Origin of the sequence: Rhodoferax sp. (genome assembly GCF_028714215.1) — a bacterium.
In the GTDB taxonomy this organism is placed as follows: domain Bacteria; phylum Pseudomonadota; class Gammaproteobacteria; order Burkholderiales; family Burkholderiaceae_C; genus Rhodoferax.
On the sequence record NZ_JAQTMS010000036.1, the window covers coordinates 14839 to 35142 of the forward strand.

General features: G+C 62.8%; 17 protein-coding genes. 4 read left to right on the plus strand and 13 right to left on the minus strand.

Features of this window, described 5'->3' with window-relative positions; genetic code table 11:
• Positions 1-58: 58 nt before the first annotated feature.
• Entirely contained in the window at positions 59-2902 is a 2844-nt protein-coding gene (locus PHS32_RS15850) for a TonB-dependent receptor (protein WP_301080010.1), read from the minus strand.
• Positions 2903-3027: 125 nt separating this feature from the next.
• Positions 3028-3627, minus strand: a complete 600-nt coding sequence (locus PHS32_RS15855; protein ID WP_301080011.1) for a M15 family metallopeptidase — start codon at positions 3625-3627, stop codon at positions 3028-3030.
• A 148-nt stretch (positions 3628-3775) separates the two neighbouring features.
• On the opposite strand from PHS32_RS15855, the gene dacB reads away from it, so the two are divergent.
• On the plus strand, positions 3776-5224 hold the full coding sequence (gene dacB, locus PHS32_RS15860; protein WP_301080012.1) for a D-alanyl-D-alanine carboxypeptidase/D-alanyl-D-alanine-endopeptidase: 1449 nt from the start codon (positions 3776-3778) through the stop codon (positions 5222-5224).
• A gap of 6 nt (positions 5225-5230) precedes the next feature.
• Here dacB and PHS32_RS15865 read toward each other — a convergent pair whose 3' ends face one another.
• From PHS32_RS15865 to PHS32_RS15915, 11 genes are all read right to left on the minus strand, one after another.
• The gene (locus PHS32_RS15865; protein WP_301080044.1) at positions 5231-6241 is read right to left on the minus strand and encodes an SIS domain-containing protein; all 1011 of its coding nucleotides are present in this window, start codon (positions 6239-6241) and stop codon (positions 5231-5233) included.
• Positions 6231-7361 carry an N-acetylglucosamine-6-phosphate deacetylase gene (gene nagA, locus PHS32_RS15870; protein ID WP_301080013.1) on the minus strand — a complete coding sequence of 377 codons (1131 nt, stop codon included), beginning with the start codon at positions 7359-7361 and terminating at the stop codon, positions 6231-6233. Before nagA ends, PHS32_RS15865 begins: the two co-directional genes overlap by 11 nt.
• On the minus strand, positions 7358-8206 hold the full coding sequence (locus tag PHS32_RS15875; protein WP_301080014.1) for an N-formylglutamate amidohydrolase: 849 nt from the start codon (positions 8204-8206) through the stop codon (positions 7358-7360). The genes nagA and PHS32_RS15875 overlap by 4 nt, the downstream gene beginning before the upstream one ends.
• Before the next feature lie 11 nt (positions 8207-8217).
• Positions 8218-9192 carry a dipeptide ABC transporter ATP-binding protein gene (locus PHS32_RS15880; RefSeq protein WP_301080015.1) on the minus strand — a complete coding sequence of 325 codons (975 nt, stop codon included), beginning with the start codon at positions 9190-9192 and terminating at the stop codon, positions 8218-8220.
• Positions 9189-10217 carry an ABC transporter ATP-binding protein gene (locus tag PHS32_RS15885; protein ID WP_301080016.1) on the minus strand — a complete coding sequence of 343 codons (1029 nt, stop codon included), beginning with the start codon at positions 10215-10217 and terminating at the stop codon, positions 9189-9191. The genes PHS32_RS15880 and PHS32_RS15885 overlap by 4 nt, the downstream gene beginning before the upstream one ends.
• A gap of 2 nt (positions 10218-10219) precedes the next feature.
• On the minus strand, positions 10220-11149 hold the full coding sequence (locus PHS32_RS15890; RefSeq protein WP_301080017.1) for an ABC transporter permease: 930 nt from the start codon (positions 11147-11149) through the stop codon (positions 10220-10222).
• Positions 11115-12074 carry an ABC transporter permease gene (locus PHS32_RS15895; RefSeq protein ID WP_301080018.1) on the minus strand — a complete coding sequence of 320 codons (960 nt, stop codon included), beginning with the start codon at positions 12072-12074 and terminating at the stop codon, positions 11115-11117. The genes PHS32_RS15890 and PHS32_RS15895 overlap by 35 nt, the downstream gene beginning before the upstream one ends.
• 23 nt (positions 12075-12097) lie before the next feature.
• On the minus strand, positions 12098-13888 hold the full coding sequence (locus PHS32_RS15900) for a peptide ABC transporter substrate-binding protein (protein ID WP_301080019.1): 1791 nt from the start codon (positions 13886-13888) through the stop codon (positions 12098-12100).
• A 59-nt stretch (positions 13889-13947) separates the two neighbouring features.
• Positions 13948-15189: a nucleoside recognition domain-containing protein gene (locus PHS32_RS15905; protein ID WP_301080021.1), complete on the minus strand. Its 1242-nt coding sequence runs from the start codon at positions 15187-15189 to the stop codon at positions 13948-13950.
• A 101-nt stretch (positions 15190-15290) separates the two neighbouring features.
• The gene (locus tag PHS32_RS15910) at positions 15291-15755 is read right to left on the minus strand and encodes an SRPBCC family protein (protein ID WP_301080022.1); all 465 of its coding nucleotides are present in this window, start codon (positions 15753-15755) and stop codon (positions 15291-15293) included.
• A gap of 53 nt (positions 15756-15808) precedes the next feature.
• Complete coding sequence (locus PHS32_RS15915; RefSeq protein ID WP_301080023.1) at positions 15809-16408, minus strand: TetR/AcrR family transcriptional regulator; 600 nt, start codon at positions 16406-16408, stop codon at positions 15809-15811.
• A gap of 123 nt (positions 16409-16531) precedes the next feature.
• Between PHS32_RS15915 and PHS32_RS15920 the strand changes: the two genes are divergently transcribed.
• From PHS32_RS15920 to PHS32_RS15930, 3 genes are all read left to right on the plus strand, one after another.
• A complete protein-coding gene (locus PHS32_RS15920; RefSeq protein WP_301080024.1) occupies positions 16532-17032 on the plus strand; it encodes a DUF2141 domain-containing protein in 501 nt (166 codons plus the stop codon).
• Between the two features lie 79 nt (positions 17033-17111).
• Positions 17112-17912 (plus strand): ABC transporter ATP-binding protein, encoded by an 801-nt coding sequence (locus PHS32_RS15925; RefSeq protein WP_301080025.1) that lies wholly within the window; start codon positions 17112-17114, stop codon positions 17910-17912.
• Positions 17909-20275, plus strand: coding sequence for an ABC transporter permease (locus tag PHS32_RS15930; protein ID WP_301080026.1), 2367 nt, complete (start codon positions 17909-17911; stop codon positions 20273-20275). The genes PHS32_RS15925 and PHS32_RS15930 overlap by 4 nt, the downstream gene beginning before the upstream one ends.
• Positions 20276-20304 lie beyond the last annotated feature (29 nt).

Below are 20304 nucleotides of genomic sequence, written 5' to 3' on the forward strand. Positions count from 1 at the left end.
CTCTGCCGGCACAGTGCCGACAGAGAGCGGTAGTTCAGCGGATCGCTACCGGTCCGGATCAGAACTTGTAGGTTGCCAGCAACGTGAAAGCACGACCACGTGGATCGGCAATCCGTGGTTCCCAGGAACTGCCGGCACCGGTGTTGCTATCGTAGGCTGCCGAGAACGGTGGATCGGTGTTGAACAGGTTCTTGATACCGAAGGTCAGACCCACGTCCTTGAAGCCGGTATAGCCGATGCTCATGTCGTAAACCGTATACGCCGCCACGTTGGGGGTCCAGTCCGGTGGCACGATGCTGCCGTTGGCGACACCCGGCAACACGTAATCCTTGTAGCCGCTACGGTAGCGCTGGGTCAGCGTGGCCATCCACGAGCCGCGTGCATAGGTACCGGTGAGCGCATGCTTCCAACGCACACCCAGATCGCCGGCGCGGGTGAAGGTGGCAACCTCGCTATCACCGAAGGGAGCGCTGGCAACCAGACGCGATTTCTTCTCGATCAGGTAGCTGCCTTCCAGATTGACGCCCCACCGGGCATTTCCGATCTTGCCATTGGCACTGGCGTTGATGTCGATGCCCTTGGTGATCGACTCGCCGGCGTTGACCCAGCGCTGGTCGATAAACGTCACGTTGCCATTGGCATCGCGGATGAAGTTCTGCGGGAACAAGGCATAGTTGTTGACCAGGTCCGTCAGACTGAGCGTCTGAATGGTACCGGTCTTGTTGATGCTCCACCAGTCGGCGCCAAAACTCATGCTGTTGGTGGGCGCCCAGACAAAGCCCACGGTGCCTTGCTTGCTCTTCTCTGGTCCGAGGTCGGGCTTGCCGCCCGACAGCGTGCTGGGCGTAATGGCCTGACAGGCGGGGGTGGCGTCAACCTTGCCGCTCGGGCACTTGGTGGGGTCCACCAGGTCCTTGCCGCTGTAGGGCGACTCGGTGATCCCGTTGAACAACTGGTTGAAGGTCGGCACCCTGAATCCGGTGCTGTAGGAACCGCGCACCAGGAACTGCTCCACCGGCGTGAAACGCAGCGCAACCTTGGGATTGGTGGTGCCACCAAAACCGGTGTAGTCGTCGTGGCGGACCGCGATCGTCGCCTCAAGTTTCTTGGTGATGGGCACCAGCACCTCGGCATAGACGGCCTTGATGTCGCGCTTGACGACATCGAGCGTGTTGATGCTGTCAAACGGTGCGTTGAAGACCCGGGCCTGCGTCACCAAGTCGGTGGCGTTGCCGTTGAAGCGGTACTCCTCGGTACGCAGATCGACGCCCACCGCTGCCATCACATCGCCGGCCGGCAGCTTGAACACCGGCCCACTGGCCGTCGCGTCAGCTTGTTGCAGTGTGAACTTGCCGCCGTACAGCGTGACGCCATTGGCCGAAGCCGCCTGCAACGCTGCCAGCGCCTCCGGGGTTTGCGCCTGACCCGGCATCAGGAACGGATTGAGCAAACCGCTGTTGATCGTGGCGGCAAACTCCTTGCCAAAAAAGTAACCATTGCCCAGCACCGAGGTGGCCGAACTGCTGGCCTTGGAGATGCCGGCACGGTAGTCCCAACCGGCCAGCCATGGCAGTGGGCCTTCGGCGCCGAGCAGCAGGCGGGCGGTGTCGCTGCTGGTATCGAGCTCGCGCGAACCGCAGGGCAGGCAGCGCCAGCGGAAGGCCATCGGTTGCCCGCGATTGGCTTCCACTGTCGGAAACACGGCGACCAATTGATTGAACACCGAGTTGTAGGAGGCACCGGTACTCGGGTAGGCCAGTTTATAAAACGGGCTGGTTGCCGAATTGCTGCTTGTAATCTGGTTCGCCGAGAAGGTCTTGGCGGATTCGACCTTGGCACCGGTGAACTCGGCATAGAGCTGGTGCTCACCAACCCGCAAGGTGCCACGCGCGACCAGATTGGTGTTCGACACCGGCTGCTGCAGCACGGCGGCGCGTCCGGTATCCCAGGCGCAAGCCCATTTGGCATTGGGTACCGCCCACAGCACGGCATCGTAGGGCGCCTGACCGTCGACCGAACCGCAACCGGCGCCGCCCGGCAGATTCAGTACATTGATACCGCCCGACATGGGCACGCTGGTGCCCGGCTGGATCGGACCATTGCCACTCTTGTTGCTGAGCGCGGTCCACATGCTGCTCAGCGGGAACAGGGTGGCGAAAGGTGTGCCGCGGGTGTCGACCGACAGGCCGCGATTCGGTTGAAAGGTGTTGACGAAACTGCGCTGGTCGCCGCGCAAGGCCTGGTTTTCGCTGCGCCCCAGGGAAAACAGCACGTTGTACTTGTCTTTGTCGAGGTCGCCGGCACCGGCGGTCAGGCTGACGCGGCTGATGTTGCCGCCGCCTTGCTGGGTGACATCGGTGAAGGCCTCTATTTCCACACCCTTGTAGTCCTTGCGCAGGATGAAGTTGATGACGCCGCCAATGGCGTCGGTGCCGTAGATGGCCGAAGCGCCGTCCTTCAGGATTTCAATGCGCTCGACGGCGGCCATCGGGATCGAATTCAGGTCCACCACGCCACCATTGAGGCCATGCGCCGCCACCCGGCGGCCATTGAGCAGCACCAGCGTACTGGTGGCACCCTGGCCGCGCAGATTGGCTGCCGACGCGCCGTTGTTGCCGCGCTGGGCGCCCGCCACCACATCGGCGTTACTGGCCAGGTTGTCCAGGCCATTGCCGTTGATACTGAGCGAGCTGATCAACTGCTCGGCAGTAGTGATGCCCTGGTTCTTCAGGTCCTGGCGGGTAATGATCTGCACCGGCAGGGAGCCTTCGGCGGCAATCCGTTTGATGCTGCTGCCGGTGATTTCGACCCGCTGCAGCGAGACGTCGGAGGTTTGTTGCGCAGCCACGCAACTGGCGAATCCAGCCAACGCCAGACATTGCGATATTCGTTTCAATTTCACTTGGGATGCTCCTGGAGGGTAATCGAATATCTTTACATATTTTTACGCGATCTCCACCTAGGGGAACCACGTATGGACCACAAAAGGGAAGCGATCCGAGCGCTAAAAAGGGGACTGCAAAGCTGCTAATCGATGCGCCGATAGCCTTGCCGGACCAGGGTCCGGTCGCCAAAATCGAAATGCCACCACTCGCTTGCGATGCCGGAGAAGCCGCCGTGCAGCATGGCCTGGCGCAGCATCCACCGATTTGCCATCTGGGCATCGCTGAGCAAGCCCTGAGCCAGATGCCTTGGTTCGTGTTCAGGATGGGAAAGCTCCGTCATTTCGTCAAAGCCGCTTCCCATGTCAAGCTCCACGCCGGCGCCATCGAGCAGCGTGACATCGACCGCCATGCCGAAGGAGTGGATGGAGCCCAGGCCTGGATCCGCCAGATACTGCTGCAAATCGGTGCCGGCCAGCCATTGCCAAAGAGTCTGCTGCACCCGGTGCGGGCGCAAGGCGTCCAGCACCAGCAAAGTGTGGCCGGGATGGTGTGTGCGCAAGTACGCCACCACGGCGTCCAGGCCGGCGGCGGCTTCCCGGTGCAACCAGGCGCAGTTCAGTTCGCCATACAGCTTGCGTCCGACAAAATTGTTGGCGCCGGCATACCGGAGATCGACACGGATGCCGTCAATCGTGGCGAGGGGCCGAAAATCGGCTTGTTCAGCTATCAGTTCACTCAGCATGGGTTTTCAAAATGTAGTGTCGTGGCATCAGGGTGCCGCTCATGAGGGGTCGGGCCGCCACGGCCTCGGGTGTGCGACTTTACCAGCCGTCAGCGGCCCCTGGCGCTGACACCTGATGGACAATCGCGCAGAATTACGCGGATAAGCCATGAAACAACACCCGGGCAAAGCTTTCTTCCTCAAATTTCTGTGGCTCGCAGGCTTGCTGTGCGCGGCGACCAGCGTTCAGGCGCAAAGCAGTTTGCCGGAGAACGTGGCGGCGGCGCTACGCGAAGCCGGCATGGACCAGACCTCGATCAGCGCGCTGGTGCTCCCGCTGCAGGGTGGCGAGCCGCGTCTGGCCCACTTGGCAGAGCGACCAATGGCGCCGGGATCGAGCATGAAGCTGGTGACCACCCTGGTGGCACTGGAGCAACTGGGCCCCACGTTTCGCTGGCACACCCAGTTGCTGAGCGCTGGCAGTATCCAGGGCGACCGGTTGCGCGGAACGCTGTACCTGCGCGGCGGCGGCGACCCGAACTTGACCTGGGACGGCCTGCGTTCCATGTTTCGTTCCTTGCGCGCGCAAGGCGTTCGACGCATCGACGCCGATCTGGTGCTGGACCGGGCCTATTTTCAGCCGGCACGCCCGGACATTGATGCGCCAGCCTTCGATGAGACACCCAACGCCTACTACAACGTGATACCGGATGCCTTGCTGCTGAACGGCAACATGATCGAATTCGCGCTGGAATCGACCGAGCGGAAAACCTCGGTTCGCAGCCAGCCGGCGCTGGACCGGTTTCGCATCGATGCCAAACTTTCCCTGACCGACACGCCCTGCCAGGACTGGGATGACGACTGGGATGCACCGCAAGCCCGGATCAACAAAGCCGGTACCGTGACGCTGCTGCTGCGCGGCGCTTTTCCCCGCAACTGCAAAACCAGAACCCGGCTCAGTCTGCTCGATCGCAACCTCTATATCGAACGTTTCCTGCGCGCCTTCTGGCAGGAGCTGGGCGGTAGCTGGAAGGGCAAGACCAGCGACGGGCTGACACCGCAAGACGCCCGGTTGCTGCTTGAACGCAGCTCCGACACCCTGGCCGATTTGGTGAAAACCACCAACAAATCGTCCGACAACGCGATGGCCCGCACGCTTTACCTGACACTGGGCACGCAATGGCCCAAAGAGGGACGCGGCGCCAACACGCTTGACAACGCCCAGGCCACGGTTCGCGCCTGGTTTGCCAATAATGGCATTGCGGCCGATGGCCTGGTGCTGGAAAACGGCTCCGGCCTGTCACGCCTGGAGCGAATCAGCCCACGACAACTGGCTGGCCTGTTGCAAGTGGCGGCCAGAAGCAACTGGTTTGCCGAATTTGCCAGCAGCCTGCCTATCGTGGCCCTCGACGGCACCATGCGCAAACGGCTGCGGGAATCGCCGGCGGCGGGACGCGCCAGAATCAAGACCGGCACCCTGAAAGACGCCGTGGCGATTGCCGGCTATGTGCGCGATGCGCGCAACCAGGACTGGATCGTGGTGGCCATCATCAACGACCCGGAGGCAAAGAAAGGGCGGGTCGCGCTGGATGCCCTGATCAACTGGGTTGGTGGCTGAGCGCCCCTATTGGGTGCGCGTGACCTTGGCCAGGTGCCGGGGCTGATCCGGATTCATGCCGCGGGCACGGGCCAGCGCCTCCACCATGGGGTAAAAACTCTGGACTATCGAGATCGGATCAAGTTCGATCGATCCGGTTTCCGCAATCGGCAGATTCGCGCCCGGTGTGCCCGGCGGCGCCGCCAACAAAACACGGGCACCGCGGGCGCGCATTTCATCCGCCAGGGCCAGCAGCCCCGCCTGTGCCGAACCGCGCGGCGCCAACACCAGCAAGGGATAGCCCTCGTCAATCAAGGCCATCGGGCCGTGCTTGATTTCAGCGCCGGAAAAGGCCTCGGCCTGAATGCCGCAAGTTTCCTTGAATTTCAGCGCCGCCTCCAGTGCCACCGACAATCCGCTGCCGCGACCCACCACCAACAGACGATCAACGGGGCGCAGCGCCTCCACTGCCACTGACCAATCGGCGCTCGCGGCGCGCGCCAGGGCGTCGGGCAAATTCGAGAGAGCCGCCTGCAACACGGGGTCCGGCTGCCAGGCCGCGACCACGCGGACCCCGGCCACCAGTTGGGCGATGAAACTCTTGGTGGCGGCAACACTGGTCTCGGCCCCCGCATGCAAGGGGAACAGCCATTGCGCGGCGCGCGCCAGCGGCGACTCGGGATCGTTGACGAAAGCCGCGGTACAGGCGCCGCCGTCGGCAAAGAAGCGCATCGGCGCCACCAGATCCGGGCTTTGCCCGGACTGCGAAAACGCCATCGACAGCAGACCATCGCAGCGAATCCGGGAATGGTAGAGCGTGATCAATGACATCGGCAGCGAAGTCACCAACCTCCCCAGGCGCGCCATGATGAGGTAGGCCATGAAGCCGGCGGCATGGTCGGAACTGCCGCGCGCCACCGTCAGGATGGAACTGGGCGTCCGGGCCCGAAGAAACTCGCCGAACGCGCCGTATTCCTTGTCGTTGTGCGCCAGTTGCCGCGCCACCGCCGCCGGAGCCTCAAGCGCCTCAATCAGCATTTGCGTGTTCAATGGAACTTCCCTCAAGATAGACATCAAGCAGCTTCAAATCGCGGTCCAGCAGCACCACGTCGCCCCAGGCGCCCACTGCCAGACGACCGCGGTCGGTCAGGCCCAGATAGTCGGCGGCATGGGTGGAAACCCGGCGCGAGGCGTCCGGCAATGTCAGCCCCAAGGCATTGACCAGATTGCGCAAGGCCTGGTCCATGGTCAGCGCCGAACCGGCCAGCGTCCCATCGGCCAGGCGCACGCCGCCCAGGCATTTGGTCACGGTATGGCTGCCCAGTCGATACTCGCCGTCGGGCATGCCCGAGGCCGCGGTGGAGTCGGTGACGCAATACAGACCGGGAATGGCGCGCAGCGCGACCCGAATGGCGCCGGCATGAACATGAATCAGGTCCGGAATGATTTCCGCATAATCGGCATGCGCCAGCGCCAAACCGACCATGCCCGGCGCGCGCTGCTGCAAGCCGGTCATGGCGTTGAACAAGTGGGTGAAGCCGCCGGCCCCCTTCGACAAAGCGGCCAGCCCCTCTTCGTAGCTGCCCAGCGTGTGCCCGATCTGCACCCGAAAACCGGCGACGCACAGCGACTCGATCACTTCCATGTTGCCCGGCACTTCAGGCGCCAGCGTGATCAGGCGGATCGGAAACAGGTCGTGCAGGCGCTGCAATTCACTCATCGCAAAGGTACGCGCGAAGTCGGGCTGCGCGCCCAGCTTGCCCGGGTTGATGTAAGGGCCTTCCAGGTGCACGCCCAGCACCCGCGCGGCACCCGGACGGCGCTGCGAACCGAGCGCCTGCATGGCAAGGAAAGCGGCCTCCAGCTCCGGCGCCGACGCCGTCATGGTGGTCGCCAACAGTGCGGTGGTGCCATGGCTGGCGTGCAACTCGCTGACGCGCGCCAGGGCATCGCCGCCCTCCATGATGTCGCGCCCGCCGCCGCCATGCACGTGCAGGTCGATGAAGCCGGGCAGCACCAATGCCTGTTGGCCGTCGCGCGCCTCCTGCTCGGTGACCGGTTCACCGGCAATGCGCGCCACCCGACCGTCGTCGCCCAACTCAAGCTGGCCCCGCACAAATCCCTGCGGCGTCAGAATGTTGCCGGCCAGTGTTTTCATCGATCCCCCGCGTAGCGCACCAGTCGGGCCATCAATTGGTCCAAATCCGACGCCAGCTTGGGGAAGCCGGCGCTGGGCTCCACGCTGCCACTGTGCAAGTAGAGGCGCTTGTTGAGTTCGATCTGCAAGCTGTGCCGGCCCTGCATAGGCGCCGAGTACCTGCGCACCAATTCGACCCCCTTGTAGGGGTCGTTGATCGCCACTGAATAGCCGCGGCTGGCGAAGAAGTCCGCCACACAGCGGGTGAAGCCGGGCTCGCAGGTCGTGCCGTCGCGGTCGCCGAGCACCACGTCGGCACGGGCGCGCCCCGTGACACCTTCAGCCATGGCGCCGCCCACCGGGTCCATCGAATGGCAGTTGATGTGGTACACAACGCCGTGCGCCGCATGCGCCTGGTCCAGCAAGCTCTTCAAGGCCTCCTGGTAGGGGTGCAGGTAATGCGTGATGCGGTGCGCAACGGTGGCCACGCTCAGTCGCGACGCATAGATCGCTTCGCCATCGTCCAGCGTGCGCCAGACCAGCGCCTTGCCCAGGCGCGCCTTGCCGCTGGGTTCATAGAGATGGGGCCAGGGGCCGTCCAGCAGTTCCAGATCGATGTCGCCGGCCGACCGGTTGGGATCGATATAGCTGCGCGGGAAACAGGCTTCCAGCAGATGCGCGCCGTGCGCCGGCGCGCCGGCATAGAGCTGATTCACCAGCACGTCCTCGGCGCTGCGCAGCCGCTCGGTGCTCAAGGCGGCACCGAAGTCAGCCGGGAACTGGTGGCCGGAGTGCGGCGAATCGAGCACCAGCGGCGCCGGCAGGCCGGTCGGTCGGTGGATTTTGAAGACGTTTTCGGGTTGCATGGCGGGTCGGATCAAGCGCGCAGGTGGCAGGCCACCCAGTGGCCGTCGCCGCTTTGCTTGAGTTGCGGCGACTCGCTGCGGCACAAGTCGTTCTGCGCCATCGGGCAGCGGGTGTGAAAGTGGCAGCCCGACGGCGGTTTGATGGGACTCGGGACATCGCCTTGCAACATGATGCGCTTGCGCTTGAACTGCGGGTCGGGCACCGGCATGGCCGACAGCAAGGCCTCGGTATAGGGGTGCAGCGGCTGCGTGTAGAGATCGCGCGCCGAGGCCAGCTCGACGATGCGCCCCAGGTACATCACGGCAACCCGGTCGCTGATGTGTTCCACCACCGAGAGGTCGTGCGCGATGAACAGATAAGTCAGATTGAACTTGGCTTGCAGGTCTTCCAGCAGGTTGATCACCTGGGCCTGGATCGACACGTCCAGCGCCGACACCGCCTCATCGCAAACCACCAGTTTGGGGCTCACCGCCAGGGCCCGCGCAATGCCGATGCGCTGGCGCTGGCCGCCCGAGAATTCATGCGGATAGCGTCGCATCTGATCGGCGCTCAAGCCCACCGTCTCCAGCAATTCGACGATCCGGTCCTGGTACTCGCGGGCGTTTCGGGTCAGCTTGTGAATGGTCAAGGCCTCGCCGACGATGGCGCCCACCGTCATGCGCGGGTTCAGCGAGGCGTAGGGGTCCTGGAAGATGATCTGCATGTCGCGTGCCATGCTGCGCAGCTCGGTCTTGCCCATGGCCGTGACGCACTTGCCGTCAAACCAGACCTCGCCCGCAGTCGGCTCTATCAAGCGCAGGATGCAGCGGCCGGTGGTGCTTTTGCCGCAACCCGATTCGCCCACCACGCCCAGCGTTTGGCCGGCCGCCAGTTCGAAGCTGACGCCATCGACGGCATGCACCTTGTCGACGACGCGCCCCAGCATGCCGCCCGTGATCGGGAAGTGCTTGACCAACTGTTTGACTTTGAGCAGTGCTTCGGTCATGGCGAGCCCAGGTCAAAAATACAGGCCACCTTATGCCCCGGCACCACCTCGCGCAAGGGCGGTGAGGCCTGCGTGCAGGCCGGCGTCGCCAGCTTGCAGCGCGGCGCGAAGCGACAACCTTCGGGCGGCGCAATCAGCTTGGGCACAACACCGGGAATGGTCTCTAACCGCACCTTGTGCAGGGCGGCCGTATCTATGCGTGGAATGGAGCGGATCAGGCCCTGCGTGTAGGGGTGGCGCGGCTGCGCGAACAGCTCTATCACCGGCGCCTCCTCAACCACCTTGCCGGCGTACATCACCACCACCCGCTGCGCCACCTCGGCCACCACCCCCATGGCATGCGTGATCAGCATGATGGCCATGCCCAACTCGTCTTTGAGCTCGGCCAGCAGGTCCAGGATTTGCGCCTGAATGGTGACGTCCAGCGCGGTCGTCGGCTCGTCGGCAATCAGCAACTGGGGCTTGCACGACAGCGCCATCGCAATCATCACGCGCTGGCGCATGCCGCCGGAAAACTGGTGCGGATAGTCGTGCACCCGCCGCTCCGGCGTCGGGATGCGCACCAGCTTGAGCATCGCCACGGCCCGCTCCAGCGCCTCCTTGCGGCCCAGTCCTTCGTGCAGTCGCAGGCCCTCGGCGATTTGCTCGCCAACCGTGTACACGGGGTTCAAGGAGGTCATCGGTTCCTGAAACACGATGGCGATTTCCTTCATGCGAATGCCGTGCATCTGGTCCTCGGAGAGCGGCACGATGTCGCGCCCCTGCCAGAGAATTTGCCCCGCAACAATGCGCCCCGGCGGCATCGGCAGCAGCTTGAGCACCGACATTGCCGTCACCGACTTGCCGCAGCCGGACTCGCCCACCACGCACACCGTCTCGCCGCGGTCTATGCCGATATCGACGCCGTCGACCGCATGCAGCCAGCCGTCGTCGGTCTTGAAATGCGTCTTCAGACCCCGAATATCGAGCAGCCGCTGCGGCGGTTCGCCGACCACGCTTGAAGATGCCAGGTTGCTGTTGCCCATGCTTACATCACCTTGCGCGGATCGAGGGCATCGCGCAGGCCATCGCCGATGAAATTGATGGTCAGCACGGTGAGAAAAATCGCCGCCCCCGGAAACATGGCCCAGTGTGGCGCCACGTCCAGGTAATCCTTGCTGTCGAACAGAATGCGGCCCCAGGTCGGGATGTCGGGCGGGAAGCCCAGGCCCAGAAACGACAGGGTCGATTCGGCGATGATGGCCGCCGCCACGTCGATGGTGCCGGCAACGATCACCGGGCCTAGCGTATTGGGCAGGATATGCCGCACCACTTGACGCAGCGTGGAGGCCCCCAGGGCCCGTGCCGCCTCCACATACTCCTTCTCGCGCAAGGAGAAAAACTGCGCCCGCACCAGCCGCGCCACCGGCATCCAGCGAAAGCCGCCGATCACCAGCACGATCAGGATGAAGACACCCACCTCCGGACCAAAAGCGGCCTTCAGCCGATCGCGAAAGAGGTAGATCAGCAGCAGCAGCAAAGGCAGTTGCGGCAGCGACAAAAACAGATCGGTCAGCCACATCAGGGCGGCGTCGACCGCGCCGCGCGAAATGCCGGCAACGGCGCCTATGGTCACGCCGACCAGAATCGCCATCGCCATCGCCGCCAGACCGACCGCCAGCGAAATGCGGCCACCATACAGAATCCGGGCCAGCAGATCCTGGCCCAGATCGTCGGTGCCCAGGGGATGCCCCAGCGACGGCCCCTTCAGGCGCGCCGTGAAGTCGATGTCATTGATCGCGACCTGCCACAGCAGTGGCCCGAGCGCCACCAGAAACACCATGGTCAGCAACACGACCAGGCTCGCCACCGCCATCTTGTGGCGCCGGAAACGGCGCCAGGCCTCACGCGCCAGCGAGACGGGAGCTGCCGGCGGCGGCGCCTTAGCGGTAACTGATGCGGGGGTCGAGCCAGCCATAGAGCAAATCGGCAATCAGGTTGAACAAAATCACCAGGCAGGCGAACACGAAGGTCACCGCCATGATGACCGGCGTGTCGTTGCGCAGGATGGCGTCGATCAGCAGCGACCCGATGCCGGGGATGCGAAAAATCTGCTCGGTGACGATGGCGCCGCCGAACACCGCCGGCATTTGCAGCGCCACCAGCGTGACCACCGGGATCAGCGCGTTGCGCACCACATGCTTGACCACCACCACGCGCTCTTTCAGGCCCTTGCTGCGGGCCGTGGTCACGTAGTCGAGCCGGATCACATCGAGCATGGCCGAGCGCACGTAGCGCGTCCAGCTGGCGCCCTGGAACAATCCCAGCTCCAGCACCGGCATGATGGACTGGCGCACCTGTTCCCACCACCATTGCCAGCCGCTGGCCGAGATGTCGGCGCGGAAGACAAAGGGCAGCCAGTCGAGCGTGATGGAGAACAGAAAGATCAGCAGCAGGCCGGTGAAAAACGTAGGCAGGGAAAAGCCGACAAAAGCCAGCGTGCTGGCAATCCGGTCAAACCACGAGTAGGGCTTGGCGGCCGAGTAGATGCCTACCGGCAAGGCAATCAACAGCGCCAGCACCTGTGAAGCGCCAATCACCGCCAGCGTGACCGGCACACGTTGCAGGATCAGCGTGTCGACGTCGACCCGGCTGATGAAGGAAAAGCCCCAGTCGCCCTGCAGCATCGCCGCCAGCCAGCGAAAGTAGCGCTGCCAGATCGGGTCGTCGAGGCCGAACTTGGCGCGCAACGCGATGCGCACCGCGGCCGGCACGTTGGGGTTGGTGGCCAGTTCCTCGAACGGGTCCCCCGGCGCCAAGGCCAGCACGGTAAACAGCACCACGCTGATGCCCAGCACACTGGGCAGGGCAATCAACAGGCGCCGCAGGATATAAGTGCCCACGGCTACGCGTTCCGGCTAACGGCTCAAGCTTCGCGATACCAGTTTTGCAGTGTCGAGAAGTCCAGATCCCAACCCGACAGACTGGCCACCAGTTTCAGATTGGCACCGCGCGCGCGCGGCCGGCTGATCAGTGGAATAACGGCGTTATCCTTGATCACCATGTCGTTCATGCGAATGAACAGTGCCGCCCGCTTGACCGGATCAAGCTCTGCTTCCGCCGCATGGTAAGCCTTGTCGTACTCCTCATTGCGATAGCGGGCAATGTTGCGTCCCAGCCATTTGTTGGCCTTCGAGGAGACCTCCCGCGAGGTGTACTGGTCCATGAAACGCTCGGCATCGGGCTGCGTCATGGTGGTGGTGTACATCTGCATGTCGCACCAGAATTTGCCGTAGGTATCCGGGTTGGCAACGTCCGAAGAGAAGAATACGGAACCCGTGACGGACTTCAGTTCCAGCTCGATGCCGGCCTTCTGGCAAGCCTGTTTGATAACCGCCTGTTCCTTCTGGCGGATTGAATTGACCGAGGTCTGGAACACCAACCGCATCTTCTTGCCGCCCTTCTCGCGGACGCCGTCGCTGCCCTTCTTCCATCCGGCGGCCTCCAGAATCTGGTTCGCCTTGTCGATATTGAATTCCCACTTGGTGTTGGGCGAACGAAAACGCGGCGGGTTGTTCAGGAAATTGCTGGTCGCCACGCCGGTGCGGCCATAGATGAAATCCTGCACCCCCTTGCGGTCCACCAGCAGCGACATGGCCTCCCGCACGGCCGGCTCGCTGAAGGCGAAGTGTTTGGACTTGATGCTGGCGCGCTCGCCCTCGACCTCGTTGAACGGATCGGTCGGATTGAGCTGGATGAACTCGATGTCGCCGCTGTCAATCACGCGCACCTTGCCCTTGCCGCCGGCTTCCATGCGCTTCAGGACTTCGTCTTCCACCTGCAGGTTCCAGGCGTAGTCGTACTCGCCGGTCTGCAATACGGCACGCGCCGCCGAAGTGGCGTCGCCGCCGCCCTTCATTTCGATGCTGTCGAAAAACGGGCGATTGGGCATGTGGTAGTTGTGGTTGATCTCGCCGCGCACGATGTCGCCCGGCTTGAAGTCGACAAACTTGTAGGGACCGGTACCTACCGGTTTCAGGTTGTTGGGCGCCTCGCGCGACTTGGCGCCACTGTAGGCAGCGAACAAGTGCTTGGGGATGATCATCCCTTCCGCCGCGACGAAAGTGGTGGCCCAGAACGGCGTCGGCTTCTGAAAGATCACCCGAACGCTGTGCGAGTCGATTTTCTCGACCTTGACATCCTTGTAGACGCCAGCCGTTATGGCTGCCGTGGCCGGGTCGCGTGCAAACTCCCAGGTGAATACGCAATCGTCGGCACTAAAAGGCTTGCCATCGTGCCAAGTGACGCCTTTTTTCAGCTTCCAGACCACCGATTTGCCGTCCGCCGCCAGACCGCCGTTTTCGCGCGTCGGGATCTCGGCCGCCAGGATGGGCACCAGATTGCCCTCGTTGTCCCACACCGCCAGCGGTTCGTAGAAGATGCGCGAGCCTTCCTGGTCCTTGGTGCCGGAAGCAAAATGCGGCTGCAACAAAGTGGCGCCCTGCCACCACAAGGCTTTGAGCGCGCCGCCGCCGCCGCGCTTGGTGGGCTTGTAGAGGGAGGTGGTTTGCGCCTGCGCGATACCCGAGTGCATCAGCAGTTGCGCCGCCATCGGCGCCGTCAGGCCCAGCGACACCAGTTGCTGGATAAAGTGCCGGCGCGGCAATTTGCCGACGCGCACATCCTCGATCAGTTCACGTAACTCGCGTTCCTGCATGACGTTTCTCCTCATTTTTGGATAACAGATTGGCTGGCAATAATATCTGAACCGTGGGCTCAGGCGTGAAAAAACAGATAGGCGACAAAAACAGCGGCCACCACGCCGGCCAGGTCCGCCAGCAGCCCCATGGGAATCGAGTAGCGGGTCTTGCGGATACCGACCGAGCCGAAATACAAGGCAACGATATAAAAAGTCGTGTCGGCGGAGCCCTGAAAAATGCAGGCCAGACGACCGACAAAGGAATCGGCGCCATAGGTTTTCATGGCATCCACCATCATGGCGCGCGAGCCACTGCCGCTCAAAGGCTTCATCAGTGCGGTTGGCAAGGCCGGCGTGAAATCGGTATTGATGCCAAGCTGCGTAAAGACCCAGGTAAAGGCCGAGACGACCAGATTCAGCACCCCTGAATTGCGCAGCACGCCAATCGCCACCAGCATGCCCACCAGGTAGGGAATGATGGTCAGCGAGGTCTGGATGCCGCCCTTGGCGCCCTCGATAAAGGCCTCATAGACATTGACGCGCCGGCGCATGGCCCCCAGCATGAAGGCGACGATGATGGAGAACAACAACAGATTGCTGCTGAGCTTGGAAAACACTTCGATTTCGGAGCGGCTCATGTGCTGGCTCATGGTCCAGACCAGGCCCACGATGAAGGCGCTGATGCCGCCCAGCCAGCCCAGCACCACCGGCTGCAGCAGATTGATGCGCTGGCGCAGGGCGACCGCTATCAGACCGACCACGGTCGCCACATAGGTGGCAATCATGCAGGGGATGAAAATATCCGACGGGTCTTGCGCGCCCAATACCGCGCGCTGCGCCATGATGGCCAAGGGGATCAGGGTCAGGCCCGAGGTGTGCAAGACCAGAAACATGATCTGGGCATCGGTCGCCTGGTCCGGATTCGGGTTCAGGCTTTGCAGACTTTCCATCGCTTTCAGGCCGAACGGCGTGGCGGCATTGTCCAGGCCCAGCAGATTGGCCGAGAAATTCATCACCATGTGGCCATTGGCCGGATGGTTCTTCGGCACGCCGGGAAAGATGCGCTCGAAAAAAGGCGCGATGATTTTGGCGATGAAATCGATCGCGCCGGCCTTCTCGCCGATCTTCATGATGCCCAGCCAAAGCGTCATCACGCCCGCCAGCGGCAGCGCGATGTCCATGACAGCGACCTTTGCCGACTCGAAAGTCCCGTCGACGATGCGCTTGAAAACCTCCACATCACCCAGGAAAAGCCATTGTCCCAAGGCCGCGATGAAGCCAACCAGAAAAAAGCCAGTCCAGATGTAGTTGAGTACCATGGTGCGTTGAGGTCGGAGTGTCGAAGGGCAGCGGGCTTTGTAACATGAATCGCAACCGGCTTGATCGGCCGGCTACCGGGCAGGCTGGCCGCCGGGAGGCCTCACCGAATATTTGCCTCGATCAGAGCGGGCAATCGGGAATCGATCAGCCGCTTCCATTCTTCAATCATCTCCGCGAAAGCGGCCCCTTCGAAGGAAACCAGGGACTCTTCGCCCTTCGGCGTCAGCGCGGTTAACGTATAGCTGACCGTGACTTCCGTGGCTGTTTCGCTCTGGGCTTGGCACTTGATTTCAACCGTCCCGGTGCACAATGCCGGCGTAACCCTTGAGTAACGGGAGTAGTGCGTCTGCGGGTCGAAGTCCACCAGATTCCAGATCGTGAAGTCGTCGCCGCTACCGGTCGTGAAAATCATGCCGCGCTCGGTTCGACCATCTGTCGGGAAATAGTAGCTAGGCTGCCAGCCATCAACCCACAATGCTTCACCGGCTGGGGTGAAAAAGCGGTGGCATTGATCGATCGGGGACGCGATAAGAATTTGATGCGTTGCGCAGCAATGTTTCGACATTTGAAATCTCCATGAGTTGATAAAGCAAGGTAGGGGCTCCTTTCGCTTGCGACTCACGCTCCCTTGCGGTCCGGCGGCAACGCCGAACACGACAGCTGGTTGAACAAGCTTGCCAGTTCCGTCGGCGGCATCGGTGTGCGCTGCTCCACCCACCAGCTGAGCAGTTCGACAAAAGCCCCGGCGAGCCAGCGCACGACGGCCCCGCGCGGCAAGCTGCCGGTTGTTGCCGGCAGCTCGGCGGCAATGAGGCGAATCACCATTTCACGAAAACGCTGTTGCACCACATAGCCACTGCGCCGACCGATCAGGCCGCGAAAGAGCTTGCGCTGTTCGTGCGCATGCTCGATCAGTCCCAGCGCGAACTGCAAGCCTGGCGGCGCCCCGGTGGCTGGACTGGCGCCGGTTGACCGGGCACGGGCCTGGCGCTGTAGCTCGGCTTGCAGGCCCGCCAGACCACCTTCCAGCAAGGCCTCCTTGTTGGGGTAGTGCAGGTAGAACGTGGAGCGGCCGATGTTGGCCGCCTGGCAGATGTCCTGCACCGCCACGTCATCCCAACCGCGCTCGGCAATGAGTTCTATCAGCGCCAGGTGCAAGGCGCTGCGCGTGCGCAGGCTGCGGCGGTCGGTCGGCGGTTTGGCAGGCGACTTTGTCATGGCAATTCCTGAACAGCAAAACGGCTTGTGTCTGTAACTGGACAAACAGGCTGTTGTGGTGCTTGGACGCCAATACCAGCCCGGGACAAAATGAACACGTGTCCATTATAGAAAGAGTTTCCGATGAATCAACCCTACGCACCAACCCTGCACCCCTCAAGCCCGATTGGAACCACCCGCCCGCAGCAGAGTGTTATGCGCAAAACAGTGCTGGGCCTGGCATTCAGCGGCGTTGGCATCCTGGCGGCGGCAGGCGAACTCAACGTTGGCGATTTGACGATCCACGCCACCGGGTTCACGCATGCTGGTGGGCACGCGATCGCCAAGCTGTTTGCTCCCGGCGACAACGTCCTTGGGCCGGGGCGCTGGCAGGCGAGCACGCCTGTTGAGGGAGGCAGCGCGGTGTTTCGCTTTAAGGAGTTGCCCGCCGGGCGCTATGCGGTTGTCGTATTTCATGACGAGAACGACAACGGAATCATCGACCACGGCTTGCTAGGCCCGTCCGAGCCACTCGGGTTTTCGGGAGGCTTCAGGTTGAACCTGCTATCTGGCCGTCCCGATTTCGAGCGGCTGAAATTCGATTTCAAACCACCGACGCAAAGGCTGGAGTTGCAAGTGCAATGAGGCCGCATGCAGCAGCTCGGGCCGGTCCGCAAATACCGCCAGCCCACCAACCACAACCAGAACGCATTGAATGGAAACCATGATGTACCAGAAGCAACTCCCGACGACCGAACCGGCGTCAACTCGACCCGCCGCACCCGGTTCATCCAACTCAGGCCTGACCACACCGGGCCGGCTGATCGAACTCCGGCAGGTCAGCAAAACCTACCCCGGCGCAGGCGGCGGATTCACGGCCCTCAGCCAGGTCGACCTGGAATTCTGCGCCGGTGAATACGTTGCGATCGTCGGCAAGTCGGGCAGCGGAAAATCGACGCTGCTGAACATGCTGACCGGCATCGACCACCCGAGCCAGGGCACGGTGCGCATCAACGGTGTCGCCGTGCACACGCTGGGCGAGAGCGCACTGGCAAGCTGGCGCGGGAAAAACATCGGCATTGTCTTCCAGTTCTTCCAGTTGATTCCGACACTCACGGTGCTTGAGAATCTGTTGTTGGCGATGGACTTCGTCAAGGTCATCGCAAGGAATGAGCGGCAGCAGCGCGCAGAGCTGCTGCTCCAGCAAGTGGGCATTGCCCAGCACGGCCACAAGCTGCCATCGGCCTTGTCCGGCGGCGAGCAGCAGCGTGCCGCCATCGCCCGGGCGCTGGCCAACGATCCACCCATAGTGGTTGCGGATGAACCGACCGGCAACCTCGACAGTCAGACCACGGAAGTCATCCAGGGTTTGTTCAAGGAACTGGCCGATGCCGGGAAAACAGTCATCGTCGTGACGCACGACAGAGCTGCCAGCGCCAGATTCGACCGCGTCGTCACGCTCAAGGATGGCGCGGTGGAAAGCGACCAGCCAAAAGCCACCGCAGAGTCAGGGGCACGGCCATGAACATGACGCTCAAGAAGGCCTTCAGTGACTTGCGAAGCTCGCCCGGCCAGACCTTGCTGGCCATCTTTGCGCTGGTGATCGGGCTGTGGGGCGTCGGCGGGATTCTGGTGTCGTACACCATTCTGACCAACGATCTGAAGCAGAACTTCACCCAGACGCGTCCGGCGCACGCCCAGCTCACCTCGAAAGACTTCGCGCGCCTCGACCTGGCCGCCCTCAGAGCCAGGCCGGAAATCGAAAGCGCGGAATTCCGCGATCTGTCGATGCAACGAATCGAAGTCCATCCCAACGACTGGATTCCGCTGTGGCTGTTCGGCGTGGCGGATTTCAAGCATCCCGCGCTGGCCCTGATTCAGAACGAAAAAGGGGCAGCAATCCCGGCGCCCGGAACCATGCTGATGGAGCGTGACGGGCGCCTGGTGTCGAATCTGAATCTTGGTTCGCGGGCACGGGTGCGTGCCGGCCAGCGCATGCTTGAGCTTCCCATTTCCGGGATCAGCTTCGATCCGGCCCAGGCACCGGCCACGCAAGACCATTTCATCTACGCCTATGTCGACCAGCAGACCTATGCCGACATTAGCGGCGAAGCCGCCAACCAGCGCTTGATTTTGCGCGTCAACAAGGCACGCAGCAAGCAAGACGTTCAGGCTGCGCTGGAGGGGACTCTGGCCTACTTCGGGTCGCTGGGCATTCATGTCGCCAGCGTCAACATTCCAAAGTTCAACGAGCACCCGCATCAATGGCAACTCAATACCCTGCTGTTTCTGCAAGGCAGTATTGGCCTGCTGGCGTTTCTGATGGGCGCCGTGCTGGTGTCCCAGCTGATGGCCTCTATCCTGGCCAAGCAGGTGCGCCAGATCGGCGTCCTCAAGGCCATCGGCGCTTCGCGCTGGCAGGTATTGAACATCTACCTGCTGATGGTGCTGGCGCTGGGCGCCGCCGCCGGTGTCGTCGCCATCCCCCTGGCGGTGGCGTCGGGCTATGCCTTCTCGAACTTCGTGGCCGGAAAATTGAACTTCAATCTGCTGACCCTGCAGTTGCCGCTGCATTTGTATTTCGCGCTGGCCGCGACCAGCCTGGTGTTGCCCATCCTGCTGTCGTTGCCCGCCATCCTGAAGGGGATCAACTTGTCGGTGCGCGACGCGTTGAGCGACTACGGCATCGCAGCGGATGCCATCGGCCCGGCGGCGGCCGTTGCGCCGTCATGGGCACCGCGCTGGCTGCTGCTGGCCGCCAGGAACAGCTTGCGGCAAAAGCGGCGCTTGCTGGTCACCGTATTGACGATGGCGCTGGGCGTCGCCATCTTCAGCACCGGCTTCAATGTGCGCCAATCCCTGGCCAACCTGCTGGCCGACTACGACCAGAGCATGAAGCATGACGTGCAAGTCGTATTGAGCGGACAGATGCCGCGCGGGCCTGCCATGGCGACCTTTGCCGGCATCGCCAATGTCGATCGCCTGGAGACCTGGAATGGCGGCCGTGGCGAGCTGCAATCGCGGGTGATCGCGACCGGCGGCGGGGTGGGCGTGGTGGCGCTGCCGCACGACACCGACCTCTTCAAGCCCAGACTGGTTCAGGGCCGCTGGCTGCGATGGGCCGAGCCACCCGAAGTTGTCTTCAACCAGCAGGCGATGGAACTCTTTGGCAACCCGCCGCTGGGCAGCAGTCAGCAACTCGATATCGGCGGCAAGCGTCTGGCGGCGACGCTGGTGGGCGTGGTCGAGGAGTTGGAAAAAGCCAAGATCTACCTCGATGAGGCCCAGTACGACGCTTTCGCCAATCCGGGCCACCAGATCAACAGCCTGATGTTCGTCGCCAAGGACAAGCGATATGAGAGCGTCATGGCGCTGAAAAGCGCTATCGAGGCGGCGATCGCCGCGTCCGACCTGAAAGTCCTTTACGTGATGTCGCAGGCGGAGCGGGTAAAAGTCATCTTCGACCACCTCAACATCATCCTGACGGTCATCGTCTTTCTCTCGCTGCTGGTGCTGGTGGTCAGCGCGCTGGGGATGGCTTCGGCAACGGGCATCGCCATCCAGGAGCGGACCCGCGAGATCGGCGTGCTGCGGGCGATCGGCGCCACCCCGCGGATGATTTTCGGACTGTTCGTCGCCGAGGGCATGCTCACCAGCCTGGCCAGCATCTTGCTGGGCTTGCTGCTGGCGTGGCCTCTGAGCCGGGTGGCGTCGGTCTTCTTCGGGAATCTGATGCTGGGCGAAGGCGCCACACTGCGCTACGCCTTCAGCGGCCAGGGGCTGCTGGTGGTGCTCGCCACAACGCTGGTATTCGGCTGGCTGGCCAGCCGCGTTCCGGCGCGGCGCGCCATTCAGCTGTCGACGCGCGATGCGCTGGCCTATGGGTAGGGGCAGGATGCAGCGCAAACCGGGGTGTT